Origin of the sequence: Methylobacter luteus IMV-B-3098 (assembly GCF_000427625.1) — a bacterium.
GTDB classification, from domain to species: domain Bacteria; phylum Pseudomonadota; class Gammaproteobacteria; order Methylococcales; family Methylomonadaceae; genus Methylobacter; species Methylobacter luteus.
In genome coordinates this window covers 3,977,368-3,992,646 of sequence record NZ_KE386569.1, presented here as the reverse complement: position 1 = coordinate 3,992,646, position 15,279 = coordinate 3,977,368, and the positions used below count along the sequence as shown (strand labels likewise).

The 15,279-nt window shown below is 63.3% G+C and carries 11 protein-coding genes; 10 read left to right on the top strand and 1 reads right to left on the bottom strand.

Annotated elements, in window-relative coordinates; all coding sequences use genetic code 11:
- The first annotated feature begins 112 nt into the window (after positions 1-112).
- Genes METLU_RS0121030 through METLU_RS26040 form a run of 8 tightly spaced genes read left to right on the top strand, consistent with a single transcriptional unit; the run spans position 113 to position 11,951 of the window.
- Positions 113-1,378, top strand: a complete 1,266-nt coding sequence (locus METLU_RS0121030; protein ID WP_196806577.1) for a ferredoxin reductase family protein — start codon at positions 113-115, stop codon at positions 1,376-1,378.
- Entirely contained in the window at positions 1,375-2,388 is a 1,014-nt protein-coding gene (gene coxB, locus METLU_RS0121025) for a cytochrome c oxidase subunit II (protein WP_081679158.1), read from the top strand. Before METLU_RS0121030 ends, coxB begins: the two co-directional genes overlap by 4 nt.
- Positions 2,389-4,932: a cytochrome c oxidase subunit I gene (ctaD, locus tag METLU_RS0121020; RefSeq protein ID WP_027159943.1), complete on the top strand. Its 2,544-nt coding sequence runs from the start codon at positions 2,389-2,391 to the stop codon at positions 4,930-4,932. It abuts the gene before it with no gap.
- Positions 4,929-5,318 (top strand): hypothetical protein, encoded by a 390-nt coding sequence (locus tag METLU_RS0121015; RefSeq protein ID WP_036243355.1) that lies wholly within the window; start codon positions 4,929-4,931, stop codon positions 5,316-5,318. Before ctaD ends, METLU_RS0121015 begins: the two co-directional genes overlap by 4 nt.
- Positions 5,315-5,950, top strand: coding sequence for a cytochrome c oxidase assembly protein (locus METLU_RS0121010; protein ID WP_027159941.1), 636 nt, complete (start codon positions 5,315-5,317; stop codon positions 5,948-5,950). Before METLU_RS0121015 ends, METLU_RS0121010 begins: the two co-directional genes overlap by 4 nt.
- Positions 5,941-7,053 carry a c-type cytochrome gene (locus METLU_RS26050; RefSeq protein ID WP_051300077.1) on the top strand — a complete coding sequence of 371 codons (1,113 nt, stop codon included), beginning with the start codon at positions 5,941-5,943 and terminating at the stop codon, positions 7,051-7,053. The genes METLU_RS0121010 and METLU_RS26050 overlap by 10 nt, the downstream gene beginning before the upstream one ends.
- A 19-nt stretch (positions 7,054-7,072) precedes the next feature.
- Complete coding sequence (ftsH, locus tag METLU_RS26045; protein WP_051300074.1) at positions 7,073-9,118, top strand: ATP-dependent zinc metalloprotease FtsH; 2,046 nt, start codon at positions 7,073-7,075, stop codon at positions 9,116-9,118.
- On the top strand, positions 9,105-11,951 hold the full coding sequence (locus METLU_RS26040) for a cation-translocating P-type ATPase (protein ID WP_036243354.1): 2,847 nt from the start codon (positions 9,105-9,107) through the stop codon (positions 11,949-11,951). Before ftsH ends, METLU_RS26040 begins: the two co-directional genes overlap by 14 nt.
- A gap of 2 nt (positions 11,952-11,953) precedes the next feature.
- Here METLU_RS26040 and METLU_RS0120990 read toward each other — a convergent pair whose 3' ends face one another.
- Positions 11,954-12,487 carry a hypothetical protein gene (locus tag METLU_RS0120990; protein WP_027159940.1) on the bottom strand — a complete coding sequence of 178 codons (534 nt, stop codon included), beginning with the start codon at positions 12,485-12,487 and terminating at the stop codon, positions 11,954-11,956.
- 909 nt (positions 12,488-13,396) lie between these two features.
- On the opposite strand from METLU_RS0120990, the gene METLU_RS0120980 reads away from it, so the two are divergent.
- The gene (locus tag METLU_RS0120980) at positions 13,397-14,881 is read left to right on the top strand and encodes an aldehyde dehydrogenase family protein (protein ID WP_027159939.1); all 1,485 of its coding nucleotides are present in this window, start codon (positions 13,397-13,399) and stop codon (positions 14,879-14,881) included.
- Between the two features lie 62 nt (positions 14,882-14,943).
- On the top strand, positions 14,944-15,273 hold the full coding sequence (locus tag METLU_RS0120975; RefSeq protein WP_027159938.1) for a c-type cytochrome: 330 nt from the start codon (positions 14,944-14,946) through the stop codon (positions 15,271-15,273).
- Positions 15,274-15,279 lie beyond the last annotated feature (6 nt).

The window sequence follows — 15,279 nt, the reverse complement described above, 5'->3', positions numbered from 1 at the left end:
TGGTTATTAAAGGTTTGAATATGGTAGATATACGGAAACTTTATAATCTTGTTAGGCGTTGCAAGTGGTCGGCAGCATTCCTGGCGCGGGACGGACGATGAAGGAGCACCCTATGCACATCAAGACCTGGCACGCAGTCCTTTTTCTGGCCTTAATGAGCTGCGCCCTGGTGATCGTGGAACTTCCCCAAGCCACCTGGCTGACTTCGGCCGCGCTCAGCCTGTCGTTCGGGACGGCGGCGGTGGCGTTGATGGGCGCCGCGGCCCTGTTGGGCGGCCGCTGGAAAAGCGTCGAATCGCTGTTCGGCGGGCTCGACCGCGTTTATCTGACGCACAAATGGCTGGGCATTTGGGCGTTGGTTTTTGCATCGTTTCATTTTGTGTTCAAGGCCAATCTGGAAGCCTGGCAAACCGCCTCGATCATTTCGCTGCCACCCTACTACACCCGCCTGGTGCGGCAGCTGAGCTTCATCGCCCTGATGCTGATCGTCATGCTGGCATTGAACCGGAAGATTCCTTACAGCGTCTGGCGCTGGTGGCACAAGCTGTCCGGGCCGCTGTTCCTGATCGTCATCCTGCACTGGCTGAGCTTCAAATCGCCCATCGCGCTCGACAGTCCCGCCGGGATCTGGCTGGCCACGCTATCGGCGCTAGGCGTTGTCGCCGCCGGCTACAAGCTGCTGCTCTATCCGTTTCTGGCTAACCACGCCGAGTACCGCATCGTCGAGGCGAACGCCGGCGCCAACGCGCTGCACCTGGAACTGGCGCCGGTGAAGCGGGCTCTTTCGTTCGAGCCGGGGCAGTTCGGCTTCATCAGGATGAAGGAAGACGGCCTGCGCGAGCCGCATCCCTTTACGATCGCAAGCCGCAGCGAGCCGGACGGTCATGTGCATTTCGTGATCCGGGCCCTGGGCGACTATACCCACAAGCTGGTAAAGGAAGCGAGCGCGGGCATGTATGCGGACATTTATGCGCCGTACGGGCGTTTCAGGCGTCTGCCGGCCTCGGAACGGGAAGTCTGGATCGGCGGCGGCGTCGGCATTTCGCCGTTCATTGCCTGGCTGACGGATCAATCGGCGAAAAATTTAGAGAAGGTCACCCTGTTCTATTTCTTCACGCCGGGGCGTGAGTTTCCCAGCGCCGAGGTGCTGAACGACCTGGCCCGGGAGTACGGCGCGGAATTCATTTCCGTATCGACCGGTCCGTCGAGCCCGGAATTCATCCGGCGGTTTGGCGAAATCGCCCAAAATGCGGGGCCTGCGGCGGTGGATGTCAGCTTTTGCGGCCCCAAGGGCCTTTTGAAACGAATCCAGGCGCTGATGCGCGAAAACAGAATACCGGATGCGAACCTCCGGTATGAGTACTTTGAATTCCGATGACTGACCGCAACCCAGATCAACCCGCCGTATTCAAGGCTATCAGCCGCGGCCTGCTTCGCCTGGCGTATGGCGCTGCCGTGGCGCTGCTCGGCGGCTGCACGGGCGTTCAGTCCACTTTTTCGGCTTTCGGCATTGAAGCGGAATCAACACGCGCCCTCACCTGGGGGATGACCGCCGCCGCCACCGTGATCACGATCGGCGTGTTATGGCTCGCGTGGCATGCCGCGCGCACGCCGGCCGGCCGGCTCGACCATCAGGGCGGGATGCGTGTGATCCTCTGGCTGGGCGCTATCGGTCCGACTGTGCTTCTTACGGCGCTGCTGGTTTCCTCGCTGCCGAAGATGCGGACCCTGCCGACGGGTGCCGATGATCTCAGGATCGCTGTCGGCGGCGAACAGTTCTGGTGGCGCGTGCGCTATCTGCCGGCCGGCGGCCAGTCCGTGGAAACGGCCAATGAAATCCGGGTGCCCGTGGGACGCACCGTAGCCTTCGCCCTGTCGAGCCCGGACGTCATCCACAGTTTCTGGATACCGGGCCTGGCCGGCAAGGTGGACATGATTCCGGGCCGCACCAACGATCTGGTCGTGCGCGCCACCCAGGCAGGCGTCTATCGCGGCGCCTGCGCGGAATTTTGCGGGCTGAGCCATGCCCGCATGGCGTTCGACGTGGTGGCGATGGAGCCTGCTGATTTCGACCGCTGGCTGGCCGACGCGGCACGTCCGGCGGCCGGCATCGACAGTCCGGGCCGGCACTTGTTCGAGGAGTACGGCTGTAGCGGTTGCCATACCATCCGCGGCCATGCCGAAGACAGCACGATCGGGCCCGATCTCACTCACGTCGGATCACGCCGCTCACTGGGCGCCGGCACGTTGCCGATGACCCGCGACGCCCTCAGCCGCTTCATCCGCAACCCGGCCTCAGTGAAACCCGGCGCCCTGATGCCGAGCTTCAAGGACATGCCCGGCAAGGACGCGGATGCGATTTCCAATTATCTTGCGGAGCTTCGTTAAATGTCCGTCGCAGCGAACACTCAACCCGATCAGAACGACCCGGCCGTCCGCGCCGCGCAGGAAGAGCGGTTGCGCGCCGTATGGAGCCCTCCCAAGGGATTGTTCCTGCGCTGGACCGACACCAACAACAATGCGGTCGGCATCTGGTACACCCTCACCGCCTTCGGGATGCTGCTGTTCGCGGGCGTGCTGGCGCTGATCATGCGCGCCCAGCTCGCCGTGCCCGAAAACAATCTCGTTTCCGCGTCGACGTTCAATCAACTGTTCACGCTGCACGGCTCGATGATGATGTTCCTGTTCGCGGTGCCGATGTTCGAGGCGGTCTCGGTGCTGATCCTGCCGCAACTGCTGGGCGCGCGCGACCTGCCGTTCCCTCGCCTTTCCGCTTTCGGCTACTGGAGCTTCCTGATCGGGGGCGTATTCGTGGCCGGTTCGATTTTCTTCGACGCCGCGCCGGACGGCGGCTGGTTCATGTACCCGCCGCTGTCCACCGAGCCTTCGACCGCAGGCATCGGCGCGGACATCTGGATGCTGGGCCTGTCCTTCATCGAGGTATCGTCGATCGCCGCCGCGGTCGAGCTGATCGTGGGCGTGCTGAAATGCCGGCCGCCGGGCATGCGGCTGAATCTGATGCCGCTCTATGCCTGGTACATTCTCGTGGTGGCGGTGATGATCCTGTTCGCCTTTCCGCCGCTGATCGCCGGCGATCTGTTGTTCGAAATGGAGCGCCTGCTCGACTGGCCTTTCTTCGATGCGAAGCGCGGCGGCGATCCTTTGCTCTGGCAGCATTTGTTCTGGATTTTCGGCCATCCGGAGGTCTATATCATCTTCCTGCCCTCGATCGCGATCTTCGCGATGGTGATCCCGACCTTCGCGCAGCGCCATCTGCTCGGCTATCCCTGGATCGTGCTGGCGGCGGTCGGCACCGGTTTCCTGAGCTTCGGCCTGTGGGTGCACCACATGTTCGCCACCGGCATGCCGAACATCAGCCTCGGCTTCTTCTCGGCCGCGTCGGAGGCTGTGGCGATTCCGACCGCCGTGCAGATCTTCGCGTTCATCGCCACTATATGGGCGGGCCGCGTCATTTGGTCGACGCCGATGCTCTACGGAGCGGGCTCGCTGGCGATCTTCGTGATCGGCGGGCTGACCGGCGTGATGGTGGCGGCGGCGCCCTTCGACTGGCAGGCGCACGATACCTATTTCGTCGTCGCCCACCTCCATTACGTCCTGATCGGTGGCTCGGTGCTGCCGCTGTTCGCCGGCCTGTATTATTACTGGCCGCTGGTGACCGCCAAGAAACTGTCCGACCGGCTCGGCCGCATCGCCTTCTGGATGATGTTCGTCGGCTTCAATCTCGGCTTCTTTCCGATGCACATTTCCGGACTGATGGGCATGCCGCGCCGGGTCTACACTTATTCGGAGGCGCTCGGCGTCGGCACGCTCAACCTCCTGTCCACGCTCGGCGCCTTTCTGTTCGCGGCGGGCGTCGCCGTGGTGGTGGTCGATCTGTGTCTCTCGCCCTGGCGGCAGCGCATCCCGCGCAACCCCTGGAATGCCGGCACGCTCGAATGGCTGGAGTTTTCGCATCAGGAAAACTGGGGCGTGCGCTCGGTGCCGCTGATCGAGAGCCGCTACCCGCTCTGGGACCAGCCCGGTTTCCTCAGGCAGGTCGACGAGGGCCGCTACTTCCTGCCCGACGCGGAGGAAGGCTATCGCGAGCTGATGATCACCTCGGTCCTCGATGGGCGCCCGCTCCAGGTCGCGCGGATCGGCGGGCCCACGCCCATTCCCATGCTGGCGGCGATCGCGCTCGGCGGCGTCTTCATCCTGACCACCTATCACCTCTATTGGAGCGCGCTGGCGAGCGGCCTGGCCGCCCTGGCCGTGATCCTGTGGTGGCATTGGACGGGGACTAGCCTCATCCCCGAAAAGCCCGAGAAGCACGCCGGCCTCGGCATCGTGCTGCCGCTCTATGCGTCCGGCCCCGCTTCATCGGGCTGGTGGGCCATGTTCATTACCATGATCGGCGATGCGACGGCCTTTGCCGGCCTGATTTTCGGTTATTTCTTCTTCTGGACGGTGCATGCCGATTTTCCGCCCGACCCGCTGCCCGGCCAGGCCGGACCCGGATCGTACTGGCCGATGGTTGCGCTCGCCCTCATCCTTGCGGGGTGGGCACTGACCATCGCCGCGCGCGAAACCAACGCGCGCGGCCAGGTCTGGTTCGCCCGCGCCGCGCTGGCCGTGGCGGCTGCGGCCACCGGCGCCGGCGGACTGGCGGGGCTGGCCGGGCCATGGCGCGCCGGGCTCGATCCCACACTGCATGTCTATCCGGCGATCGTGTGGCTCCTGGTCATCTGGATCGCGGCCCATGCGGCGTTTGGCGTCGTCATGCAACTTTTCGCGCTGGCCCGTAGTCTCGCTGGTCGTATGACGCCGGTTTATGACGGCGATGTGCATAATATCACTGTCTACGGGCATTTCCTGGCGTTGAGCGCGCTCATCACGTTTCTGGTGATCGGCTTTTTCCCGAGGTTGGCATGATTCGTAAACTCCACAAACTCGCGCAACGATTGAAATCCTCTTTATGGATGTTGGTCGTACCGCCCACGGTCTGGGCGCTGCATTTTCTGTTCTCCTACGTTTACGCCGCCGTTCGCTGCGCCAAGAGCGGGTCGGCCGAGGTCATCGTCGACATCCGCACCGGAATCGCCGTCGCGACCGTTGTGGCGTTGCTGCTGGTCGTGGCTTTTGGCTATATCGCCTGGGCCCAGTCGCGGGTTCGGGGCGATCTGCCGCCGTATCAGGACAGCACTGACGAGGACCGGTTGCGTTTCCTCGCCGTATCGACGCTGATGCTGGCGGGCTTAAGCTTTGTCGCCATCCTGTTCACGGCCCTGCCGGCCTTCGTCTTTGAGGATTGCAGATGAGGCGCCCGGCTTTCGCCGCCGGCGTTGCCGTGCTTGCGGCGGCCTGGGGCGTCGCCGCATCGGGCCATGGCATGACTGCGCACATGGCGGCGCACATGGCGGCCGTGGCGGTCGCGGCACCGCTCATGGCTTTGGGGCTCGCCGGTACGCGGGCCGATCCCGCTTCGCGCTGGCCGCTCGCTGTCGCGCCTTTGCCGATGTCGCTGATCGAACTGCTCGTCGTGTGGGGCTGGCATTTGCCTGCCGCGCGCGCCTTTGCCGCCGGAAGCGCGGCCGGCCTGGCGCTGGAACAGGCGATGTTCCTGGCCGCGGGCCTGCTGCTGTGGAGCGCCTGCCTGGGGACGCGCGATGCCGGCAACAGCGAGCGCCGCGCCGCCGGCATTATCGCGCTGCTGCTGACCACGATGCACATGACGCTACTGGGGACGCTCATAACCTTGGCCCCGCGCACGCTGTTCGGCACGACCGGTTTCACTTGCCTCGGAACCACGCTGTCGCCGATCGTCGATCAGCAACTGGGCGGTGTCATCATGCTGCTGGCCGGTGCCGGCAGCTATCTGTCCGGCGGGCTGGCGCTGCTCTTCCGTCTGTTGCGGAGCAATCGTCCGCAGGGGGCGCGGCAATGGTCCTGAAGATCACCTGGAAGCGGGCGCTTGCCACGGCGGCGGCGCTGTTCATGCTCGCCATGGCGATCGCCTGGTCGGGCGTCCTCAACATCGGCGCCTCGACCGGCCATTGGGCGATCACCGACTGGTTTCTCCACTGGTCGATGCGCAACACGGTCCGCACCTATGCCGCGCTGACGGTGGACGAGCCCGCGGCCGATGCCGGCGGCCTGACCTCCGCCGCCGGCCACTACGCCGCCAATTGCGCCTTCTGTCACGGCGCGCCGGGCGAACAGCCGGCCCGTGTCATGAAGGGCGCGACACCGGGGGCGCCCGATCTGGCCGCGACCGCTCATTCCTGGACCGACCGACAGCTTTTCTGGATCGTGAAGCACGGCGTGAAGTTTACCGCCATGCCCGCTTGGCCCGCGCTGGATCGGGATGACGAGATCCGCCGCATGGCCGCCTTCGTGCGTCGGCTGCCGGACATGACGCCGGCCGAATATCGCGCGCTCGCCTATGGACCCGACGGACGCATCGCCGGCGGCAAGCCGGTGCGGCAGGAAGATGCGTTGCCCGATTGTGAGCGCTGCCATGCCGACGACGGGCGCGGGCAGCCCGATATTCCGATTCTGGTCGGCCAGAAGCCGGGCTACTTGTTGAGGGCCCTCAATGCCTATGCTTCGGGCAAACGAACCAGCGGCGTGATGGGAGCGGCCGCCGCCCGGCTGGACACCGATCTCATGCAAGCGCTGGCGAAGCATTACGCTGGCTTGCCGGGCGGCCTGGCCAAAGCCAGGATGACTGCTTCCGCCGATCTGACGGCGGATGACCGATTGGCCGAACGCATCTTCGCAAACGGTTTGAAGGAGGCCAATCTGCCGCCCTGCTCCAGATGCCACGCACCGGGCAAACGCCCCGACTATCCGACGCTGGCCGGCCAGAAGCCGGAGTATCTTGCCGCCCGGCTCCGCCGATGGCGCGGGGATGAGACCATTGTCGATGCGCGCAAGCCGAATTTGCCCATGCCGGTGATCGCGCGCCGCATTCCCGAACGCATGATCGAGCCTTTGGCTCGTTTTTTCGCGCGGCAGAGCGCCGTGCCCAATTCCGCGGGAGCGGAAAGATAAACACGTCATAGGAGTTATCATGAATTGGCAGACACAACCACCACGCAACAGCGACCCGGCATCCGACGAACCCGTCCAGCCTGAAGGCGGCCGGCCGGAGCAACCGAAGGGCGACGGATGGAAGAACATTCCGCCGCGCAAGACCTGGCTGACATTTCTGATCATCCTGCTCATCAACTATATGCTGATGAAGATTATCTTCCCGGAGGCGGGCGAGGCGCTCACCATCCCCTATACCACCTTCAAGGAAGAGGTCGCGAAAGGCAACGTCAAGTCGATTTACAGCCACGGAGCGAGCATCGAGGGCCGTTTTGCCGCGCCAGTTACCTGGCCGCCGGAAGTCGATGAGAAGACATCCGGCGCCCGGCGGCCGTCTGAGCCCGAGCCCCAAACGGCGGACACCTTCACGACCGAACTGCCCGCGTTCGTGGACCCCGGACTGGAGGAGTTCCTGATTGGCCACAAGGTCGAGATCAGCGCGGTGCCGATCCGGGAGGGCGGCTTCTGGGCCACGCTCCTGTTCGGCTTCGGTCCGGCGCTGCTGATCATCCTGTTTTATGTATGGATCTACCGTCGAGCCTCGCAGCAGGGCGGCATGGGCGGCATGGGCGGACTCATGGGCATCGGCAGGAGCAAGGCCCGCCTCTACGACCAGACGGCGGGCACCAAGGTCACCTTCGACGACGTGGCCGGCATTGACGAAGCGAAGAACGAACTGGTCGAGATCGTGGATTTCCTGAAGTCCCCGGGTAAATACACCCGTCTGGGCGGCAGCGCGCCGAAAGGCGTGCTGCTGATCGGCGCGCCGGGGACCGGAAAGACCTTGCTGGCGAAGGCCGTCGCCGGGGAAGCCGGCGTGCCGTTCTTCTCGATGAGCGCGTCCGAGTTCGTGGAGATGATCGTCGGCGTGGGCGCGGCGCGCGTGCGGGATCTGTTCAAACAGGCGCGCGAGCATGCGCCGGCGATCATCTTCATCGACGAGATCGACGCCATAGGCCGCGCGCGCGGGCAAGTGGCGATGGGCGGCGCCAGCGAGCACGAACAGACGCTGCAGCAGATTCTGACCGAGATGGACGGTTTCTCCGGCCGCGAAGGCATCATCGTGCTGTCCGCGACCAACCAGCCCGATGTGCTGGACCGCGCGCTGCTCCGGCCCGGGCGCTTCGACCGGCGCGTGGTGGTGAACCTGCCGGACAAGACCGGCCGCGAGGCGATTCTCAAGGTTCACACCCGCCAGGTGCCGCTCGCCGGCGATGTCAGCCTGGGCGAACTGGCCGCGACGACGCCCGGACTCTCGGGTGCCGACCTGAAGAACCTCGTCAACGAGGCGGCGCTGCTGGCGGCGCGCCGCGAGCAGAACGAAGTCTATCAGAAGGACTTTCTGGACTCGCTGGAAAAGATCGTGCTCGGTCCCGAGCGCCCGCTGCTCCTGAGCCGCGCGGACAAGGAGCGCATCGCCTATCACGAGAGCGGACACGCCATCCTCGGCCTGGTCGTGCCCGACGCCGATCCGGTGCACCGGGTCACGATCGTGCCGCGCGGGCAGGCGCTCGGGGTGACCTATCAGCGGCCCCAGGCAGACCGTTACAACTATCCCGAAGCCTATCTGCGCGCGAAAATCGTCGGCATGCTGGGCGGGCGCGCGGCCGAGGAGGTCGTGTACGGCACCCGGACCACCGGCGCCGAGAACGACATCGAGCAGGCCACCCAACTGGCCCGCAACATGGTCACGCGCTGGGGCATGAGCGACAAGCTCGGGATGGTGCAGCTCGCGCCCCGCGAGAATCCCTACCTGAGCGCCATCGGCGGATACGGCGGCGGCACCAGGCCCTTCAGCGATGAGACCGCCCGCATCATCGACGCCGAGGTGCAAAGAATCATCAGCGAGAGCTACGCTCAGGCGACGAGTCTTTTGAGGGTCCATCGCCGGGAACTCGACGCGCTGGTCGAGGCGTTGCTCACGCGTGAGACACTTAATGAGCAGGAAATCCTGGAAGTCACCGGACTCCCTCCCGCGCCCGCGCTGGAAAACCGTCCCTTGCCGGTTGCCGATGAAAAAAAATGAGCGCCCACCTGTCCGGCAGCCCGGGACCGCTCCCTATCGGCAGCCGGCGGAGGCAGTCCTGGCCGCGCTCGCTACCGACCCTCATGGCGGCCTGGACGAGACAGAGGCGCGTGCGCGGCTCGATCGTCACGGCCGGAACGAACTGGCGAAGGAAAAGCCGGTATCCGCCTGGAAGAAGTTTTTCTCACAGTTCAAGGATGCGCTCGTCATCCTGCTGCTCATCGCCACCCTGATCTCGGCGGGGCTGTGGTTCATCGAGCGCGACTCCGCGCTGCCTTATGAAGCCATCGCCATCCTCGCGGTCGTGCTGCTCAATGCGGTCATGGGCTACATCCAGCAGTCGCGGGCCGAGGCAGCGGTGGCGGCTTTGCGCCGGATATCGGCGGCGCGCGCCAACGTCGTTCGGGACGGTACGCGGCGAAGCATTCCGGCGTCCGAGTTGGTGCCCGGCGACATCATCCTGATCGAGGAAGGCGACACCGTCCCCGCCGACGCGCGGCTGATCCAGTCGACGGCGCTGCAGGCCGCCGAGGCGGCGCTCACGGGCGAGAGCCTGCCGGTGACGAAGGAAATCGCCGCAATCGCGGAAGAGATGCCGCTCGGCGACCAGGACAACATGATCTTCAGCGGCACGGCGGCGACTTATGGCCGGGGCAAGGCGGTGGTCACGGCGACCGGCATGCAGACCCAGATGGGGCATATTGCCGGGATGCTGGAAGAGGCTCCGGAAGAGACCACGCCGCTGCAAAAAGAGCTCGCCCGCGTCGGCAGGCTGCTGGGGCTGATCGTCGTCGTCATCGCGATCGTGATGATTGCCACGATCATCCTCGTCGAAGAGGTGCGCGGTTTCGCGGCGCTCTTCGACGTGCTCATCCTGGGCGTGGCGCTTGCGGTCGCGGCGGTGCCGGAAGGCCTGCCGGCGGTGGTGACGGCCGTGCTCGCCATAGGCGTTCAGCGCATGGCCAGGCGGCACGCCATCGTGCGCCATCTCGCGGCGGTCGAGACGCTCGGCTCGGCGAACGTCATCGCCTCAGACAAGACCGGCACGCTGACCCGGAACGAGATGACCGTGCGCGCGGTCGTGACGGCGAGCGGCCGGGTGAGCCTGAGCGGCACGGGCTACGCGCCCGAGGGCGAAATTACCCGCGACGGGCCGGGCGAAATCGACGACGCGCTGAGGACCGAGCTGCGGCGCGCGCTGGCCGTCGGCGACCGCGCCAACAACGCGGTTTTGCAGGAGCGCGACGGGCGCTGGGCGGTGCTGGGCGATCCGACCGAAGGCGCCCTCCTGGTGGCGGCGCGCAAGGCGGGCCTGACGGATGAAGCGCTGGATGCGCGCTTCGAGCGCGTCGGCGAAGTGCCCTTCTCGTCCGAGCGCAAGTTGATGACGACGATTCATACGGACGCCGAACGGCAGGACCTGGTCGTTTTCACCAAGGGCGCGCCGGACGTGCTGCTTACGCGCTGCTCGCGCGAGCTTGCCGGCGAAGGCGCCAGACCCCTGGATGACGCGCGGCGCGCGGAGATTTTGAGGAGCAATGAAGCGCTCGCCGGCGAAGCCCTGCGCACGCTCGGCGTCGCCGTCCGCTTGTGGCCGGCGGATGCCTTCGAAGCCGACGAGATCGGCGTGCATGTCGAGCAGGATCTCGTATTCGCGGGACTGATCGGCATGATCGACCCGCCGCGCGCCGAGGCGAAGGACGCCGTCGCCCGCGCGAAGGCGGCAGGGATACGCCCGCTCATGATCACGGGCGATCATCCCATAACCGCTGCGATCATCGCCGCCGAACTCGGCATCGCCACCGACGGGCGAGCCGTCACCGGCGCCGAGCTCGAGAGAATGCCGGAGGAAGAGCGCGAACGGACGGTGCGGGAAGTCTCGGTCTACGCGCGGGTCAATCCCGAACACAAGCTGCGGATCGTGCAAGCCCTGCAGGCCCAGGGCGACATCGTGGCGATGACCGGCGACGGCGTGAACGACGCCCCCGCCTTGAAAACCGCCGACATCGGCGTGGCCATGGGCATCACCGGCACCGACGTTTCCAGGGAAGCCGGCGACATCGTGCTGGCGGACGACAATTTCGCCTCCATCGTCGCGGCGGTCGAGGAAGGGCGCGCCATCTTCTCGAACATCCGAAAGTTCCTGCGCTACCTGCTGTCGTCGAACATCGGCGAAGTGATGACGATGTTTTTCGGCGTGCTGCTGGCCGATTTCATCGGGCTGACGGCGACGGGCGGCGTGGCGTTGCCGCTGCTGGCGACGCATATCCTGTGGATCAATCTGGTGACGGACGGCGCGCCCGCGCTCGCGCTGGGCGTGGACCCCGCGGATGCGGACGTGATGAGGAAGCGGCCGCGCGCCCGAACCGAAGGCGTGATCACCGGCGGCATGTGGTGGGGCATCTTCTATATCGGCCTGATCATGGCCGCCGGCACGCTGTTCATGCTGGATGCGAGCCTGCCCGGCGGCCTGATCGAAGGCGCCGGCACGATGCGTTATGCGCAGACGATGGCCTTTACCACCCTGGTGTTCTTCTCGCTCTTCACTGTCTTCAATGCGCGCTCCGACGAGCGGAGCGCTTTCGCCGGACTGTTTTCCAACAAGTGGCTGTGGGGAGCGGTTCTGCTGTCGCTGTTGTTGCAGGCGGCGGTGATTTACCTGCCGTTTCTGCAGCAGGCGTTTTCAACCGTGGCCTTGAGCGCGGACGACTGGCTGCGCTGCGCGGCGGTGGCGAGTTCGGTGCTGTGGCTGCGCGAGTTGAGCAAGCTGTTCACGTACGCAGGAAGACGAATTTCGCGCCGCAGCGGCCATAGAGTCGCTAGTTACGACTAATGCTACTGCGCTGGTTCAGTTTGCGCTGGTTGAGTTCCTTGAATAGGAACGAGATGCCCGACGAGAAGGCCGATCAAAGAGGTACGTGCCGTACTATTTTGTTGAAAGACCCGGATGACCGGAGTGTCTCCTGGTTCATAATAGAATGTCACCGGTAAGGAAATATTTGTTCCTGTAGTACCTGTCTTAATGAGGAAAAGGGTTTCGGCACCACCTTCCAAAACGGCCGAGCTCGTCGCATCCAACTGGGCAGAAACGTAGGTGACGACTAAACGCTGATTTGCAGGCACGGCGGGAAAAGTCAACCGGCACTGCGGCGCACAGGTTGATGAATCACTGATGCTCGCCTGGTTCTGGTACGGATTCACGCCAATGCCCGCGGTATCCCGAATTTGCACGGGATTCGTCACCCCATTGGTAATCACTGCCTCCGTAGCCTGGGCCAGCGCACTTTCTCCTGCCAGGCTGAGCGTAGAGAACGCGATGGCACTTAGCACGACGCGTGTTTTTTGGGTGCATCCTGACAAAATTTTCATAGGGGCTTCTCCTAATTATCAATGCTACAGCCAAATAATTATATTGATCGCCTAGAGATACTGTTTTGGATCTTTAACTGATGTTACGCACGGGCAGCTTTTTATGCCGTTTGCCGCTCCCGAGCACTACAGCGGTGTAGGTGCGAATTCACTTGTGCCCTTTGGGTATTCGCACTAAACAAAAAACACAATCGGCGTCCCGGGTCGAATACCCCAGGGCTCAAGTTAATTCGACCCTACAGGCATGGGCAAACTATCTGCGTAACACCAATTATTATTCGCTTTTTTGGCTTGATTTCTATTCGTGCCATTACTGTCTAACTTAGCAGCGGGTATGGGGTCAATCATTCGCAACTTTGTCGAAGGGTATATTTGCCCATTCCCTAGATAAGGATTACCGCTGTCATGAACGATATTTGGGGGGTGAAGTCCAGCGAGCGGCATGACAGCATGTGCCGGGTATCCATGCTGAAGATTGGGTCTTCAATGATTGAAGTACGGTCTAGTCCGGCTCACGATCCATCTTCCGGCCGTAGCCGCTCAGGGCAATCAGCTGCGTCATGTTCAGGTCGGGATGTTGCCGTACTGCTCCCCTTTTCCAATCTCTTTTGTTCTCCGGGCTTTATGTCTGAATCGGAGCTAAGGATTCGGTTAAAAATAACTTTCCGATTTGTCGATGAAAATCAGCATTTATGTAGGGGCGAATTCATTCGCCCTGGGCGACTCGATGAACCGCTTAAAACCGGGAATCAGGAAACAGAAAAGCAGTGTCGCCATAGATGATTTGTTAGATTGACAATAAAAGCGTTTAGAGGCACACTCGGGGACAGTTTAAAAATGTAGAACAACAACTTAGGCACAAATTGCCAAAGTTCTGGTGTCGTCACAAATTTAAACAGGAGTCGCATCATGAGCGATACAAAGCAGTCCCCTGGGGCCTATTCCGGATTTGAGGCCCAGCCGATCGGCGGGCGATGGCGTACCGGTCGCTCCACTCGAAGTCAGACAGATACCAACCCTTTTAACGGCGAAACCCTGGTCGAGATCCCTCTGGCGTCCGTGCAGGATGTGGATGACGCCTATGAGTCGGCGGGAGCGGTTCAGAAAGCCTGGGCGGCTACAGCGCCGGCGGAACGCGCCCTGGTCCTGCATAATGTGGTGCGGCTCTTCGATGCCCGCCGCGAGGAAATCATTTCGTGGCTGATCCGTGAGGCGGGTTCGACGCGGCTGAAGGCGATCATTGAATGGGAAAGTGCGCGGGCCATCACGCTTGAGGCTGCTTCGTTTCCCTATCGCGCCGCCGGCCGTATTCTGACCTCGGATATCGCCGGCAAAGAGAACCGGATCTATCGCCGTCCGTTGGGCGTGATCGGCATCATCAGTCCATGGAATTTCCCCTTGCATCTGACACAGCGCTCGCTGGCACCGGCGCTGGCGCTGGGCAACGCCGTAGTCGTCAAACCGGCGAGCGACACGCCAGTAAGCGGCGGCCTGCTGTTGGCGAAAATATTCGAGGAGGCCGGCCTGCCTTCGGGTGTTCTCAATGTGACGGTCGGCGCGGGCAGTGAAATCGGCGATCACTTCGTCGAGCATCCGCTGCCCCGGCTTATTTCGTTCACCGGCTCGACCGCGGTAGGCCGAGGTATCGGCCGCATTGCTATGGGCGGCACGCATATCAAGCGCGTTGCCCTTGAACTCGGCGGCAACAGTCCGTTCGTGGTGCTGGACGACGCCGATGTCGACCTGGCGGTTCGCACCGCTGTGTTCGGGCGCTTTCTGCATCAGGGGCAGATTTGCATGAGCATCAATCGCATCATTGTCGACGACAGCCTGCACGATACCTTTGTCGAGCGCTTCGTGGAACACGTCCGCGGCCTGAAGACGGGCGATCCGAACGATATCAAGACGGCCGTCGGCCCGATCATCAACGCTTCGCAGCTGCACGGCATCGTCGACAGGATCGAGCAGGCGAAGCGCGATGGCGCCCGGATGATGGTCGGCGGCGAACCTGACGGACAGTTGTTGCCGCCGCATGTGTTTACCGATGTCTCGCCTGACAACGTGCTGGCCCGCGAAGAATCCTTCGGTCCGGTCGTGCCGATCCTGCGCGCCCGGAATGAAGACGACGCGCTGCTGCTCGCGAATGCGACTGACTACGGGCTCTCAAGTGCTGTCTTTACCGACGACCTGGAGCGCGGCGTACGCTTTGCGCAAGCGGTCGAGGCCGGCATGACCCATGTCAACGACACGCCGTTGATCGACGAGGCTCACGCGGCATTTGGCGGCGAAAAAAACTCCGGCATCGGACGGTTTGGCGGCGAGTGGATTATCGATGAATTCACTTCCACGCACTGGATTTCGGTGCAGCATACGCCGCGTGCCTATCCGTTCTGAATGCTGGCGAAGGACAACCTGTGTCTTTCCGTTAACCTTCCACTATCCATAAGGAGCACGACATGCCCTCATCGATGACCCGTCAAGGCGTGCAGCGGACGTTCAAAGCCTGCGCAGCTCTTTCTCTCGCTTTGCTCTCGGCTTCTGCCTTCGCCAAAGACGGCGGCACCTGGGAAAGCGGGGAAGATGTCTACGCCAAGGTCTGCGGTTATTGTCATGACGTCGGGGTCGGCCCGGTGATCAAGGGCCGGCACTTGACGCCCGCGTATATCAGCGCCTGGGTCCGCCATGGCTGGGGGGCGATGCCGGCCTTTTCGGTCTCTTTTATTGATGATAAGGCTTTGCAGGACGTCGCCGATTATCTGTCCAAGTCCACCGTGCCGCAGAAATAAGGAGTC

What these genes read in the sequence shown, in the direction of transcription:
- ftsH (WP_051300074.1), top strand. Translation starts at nt 7,073, where the DNA reads ATGAATTGGCAGACACAACCACCACGCAACAGCGACCCGGCATCCGAC.
- METLU_RS0120975 (WP_027159938.1), top strand. Translation starts at nt 14,944, where the DNA reads ATGCCCTCATCGATGACCCGTCAAGGCGTGCAGCGGACGTTCAAAGCC.
- coxB (WP_081679158.1), top strand. Translation starts at nt 1,375, where the DNA reads ATGACTGACCGCAACCCAGATCAACCCGCCGTATTCAAGGCTATCAGC.
- METLU_RS0121010 (WP_027159941.1), top strand. Translation starts at nt 5,315, where the DNA reads ATGAGGCGCCCGGCTTTCGCCGCCGGCGTTGCCGTGCTTGCGGCGGCC.
- METLU_RS0120980 (WP_027159939.1), top strand. Translation starts at nt 13,397, where the DNA reads ATGAGCGATACAAAGCAGTCCCCTGGGGCCTATTCCGGATTTGAGGCC.
- ctaD (WP_027159943.1), top strand. Translation starts at nt 2,389, where the DNA reads ATGTCCGTCGCAGCGAACACTCAACCCGATCAGAACGACCCGGCCGTC.
- METLU_RS0121030 (WP_196806577.1), top strand. Translation starts at nt 113, where the DNA reads ATGCACATCAAGACCTGGCACGCAGTCCTTTTTCTGGCCTTAATGAGC.
- METLU_RS0121015 (WP_036243355.1), top strand. Translation starts at nt 4,929, where the DNA reads ATGATTCGTAAACTCCACAAACTCGCGCAACGATTGAAATCCTCTTTA.
- METLU_RS0120990 (WP_027159940.1), bottom strand. Translation starts at nt 12,487, where the DNA reads ATGAAAATTTTGTCAGGATGCACCCAAAAAACACGCGTCGTGCTAAGT.
- METLU_RS26040 (WP_036243354.1), top strand. Translation starts at nt 9,105, where the DNA reads ATGAAAAAAAATGAGCGCCCACCTGTCCGGCAGCCCGGGACCGCTCCC.
- METLU_RS26050 (WP_051300077.1), top strand. Translation starts at nt 5,941, where the DNA reads ATGGTCCTGAAGATCACCTGGAAGCGGGCGCTTGCCACGGCGGCGGCG.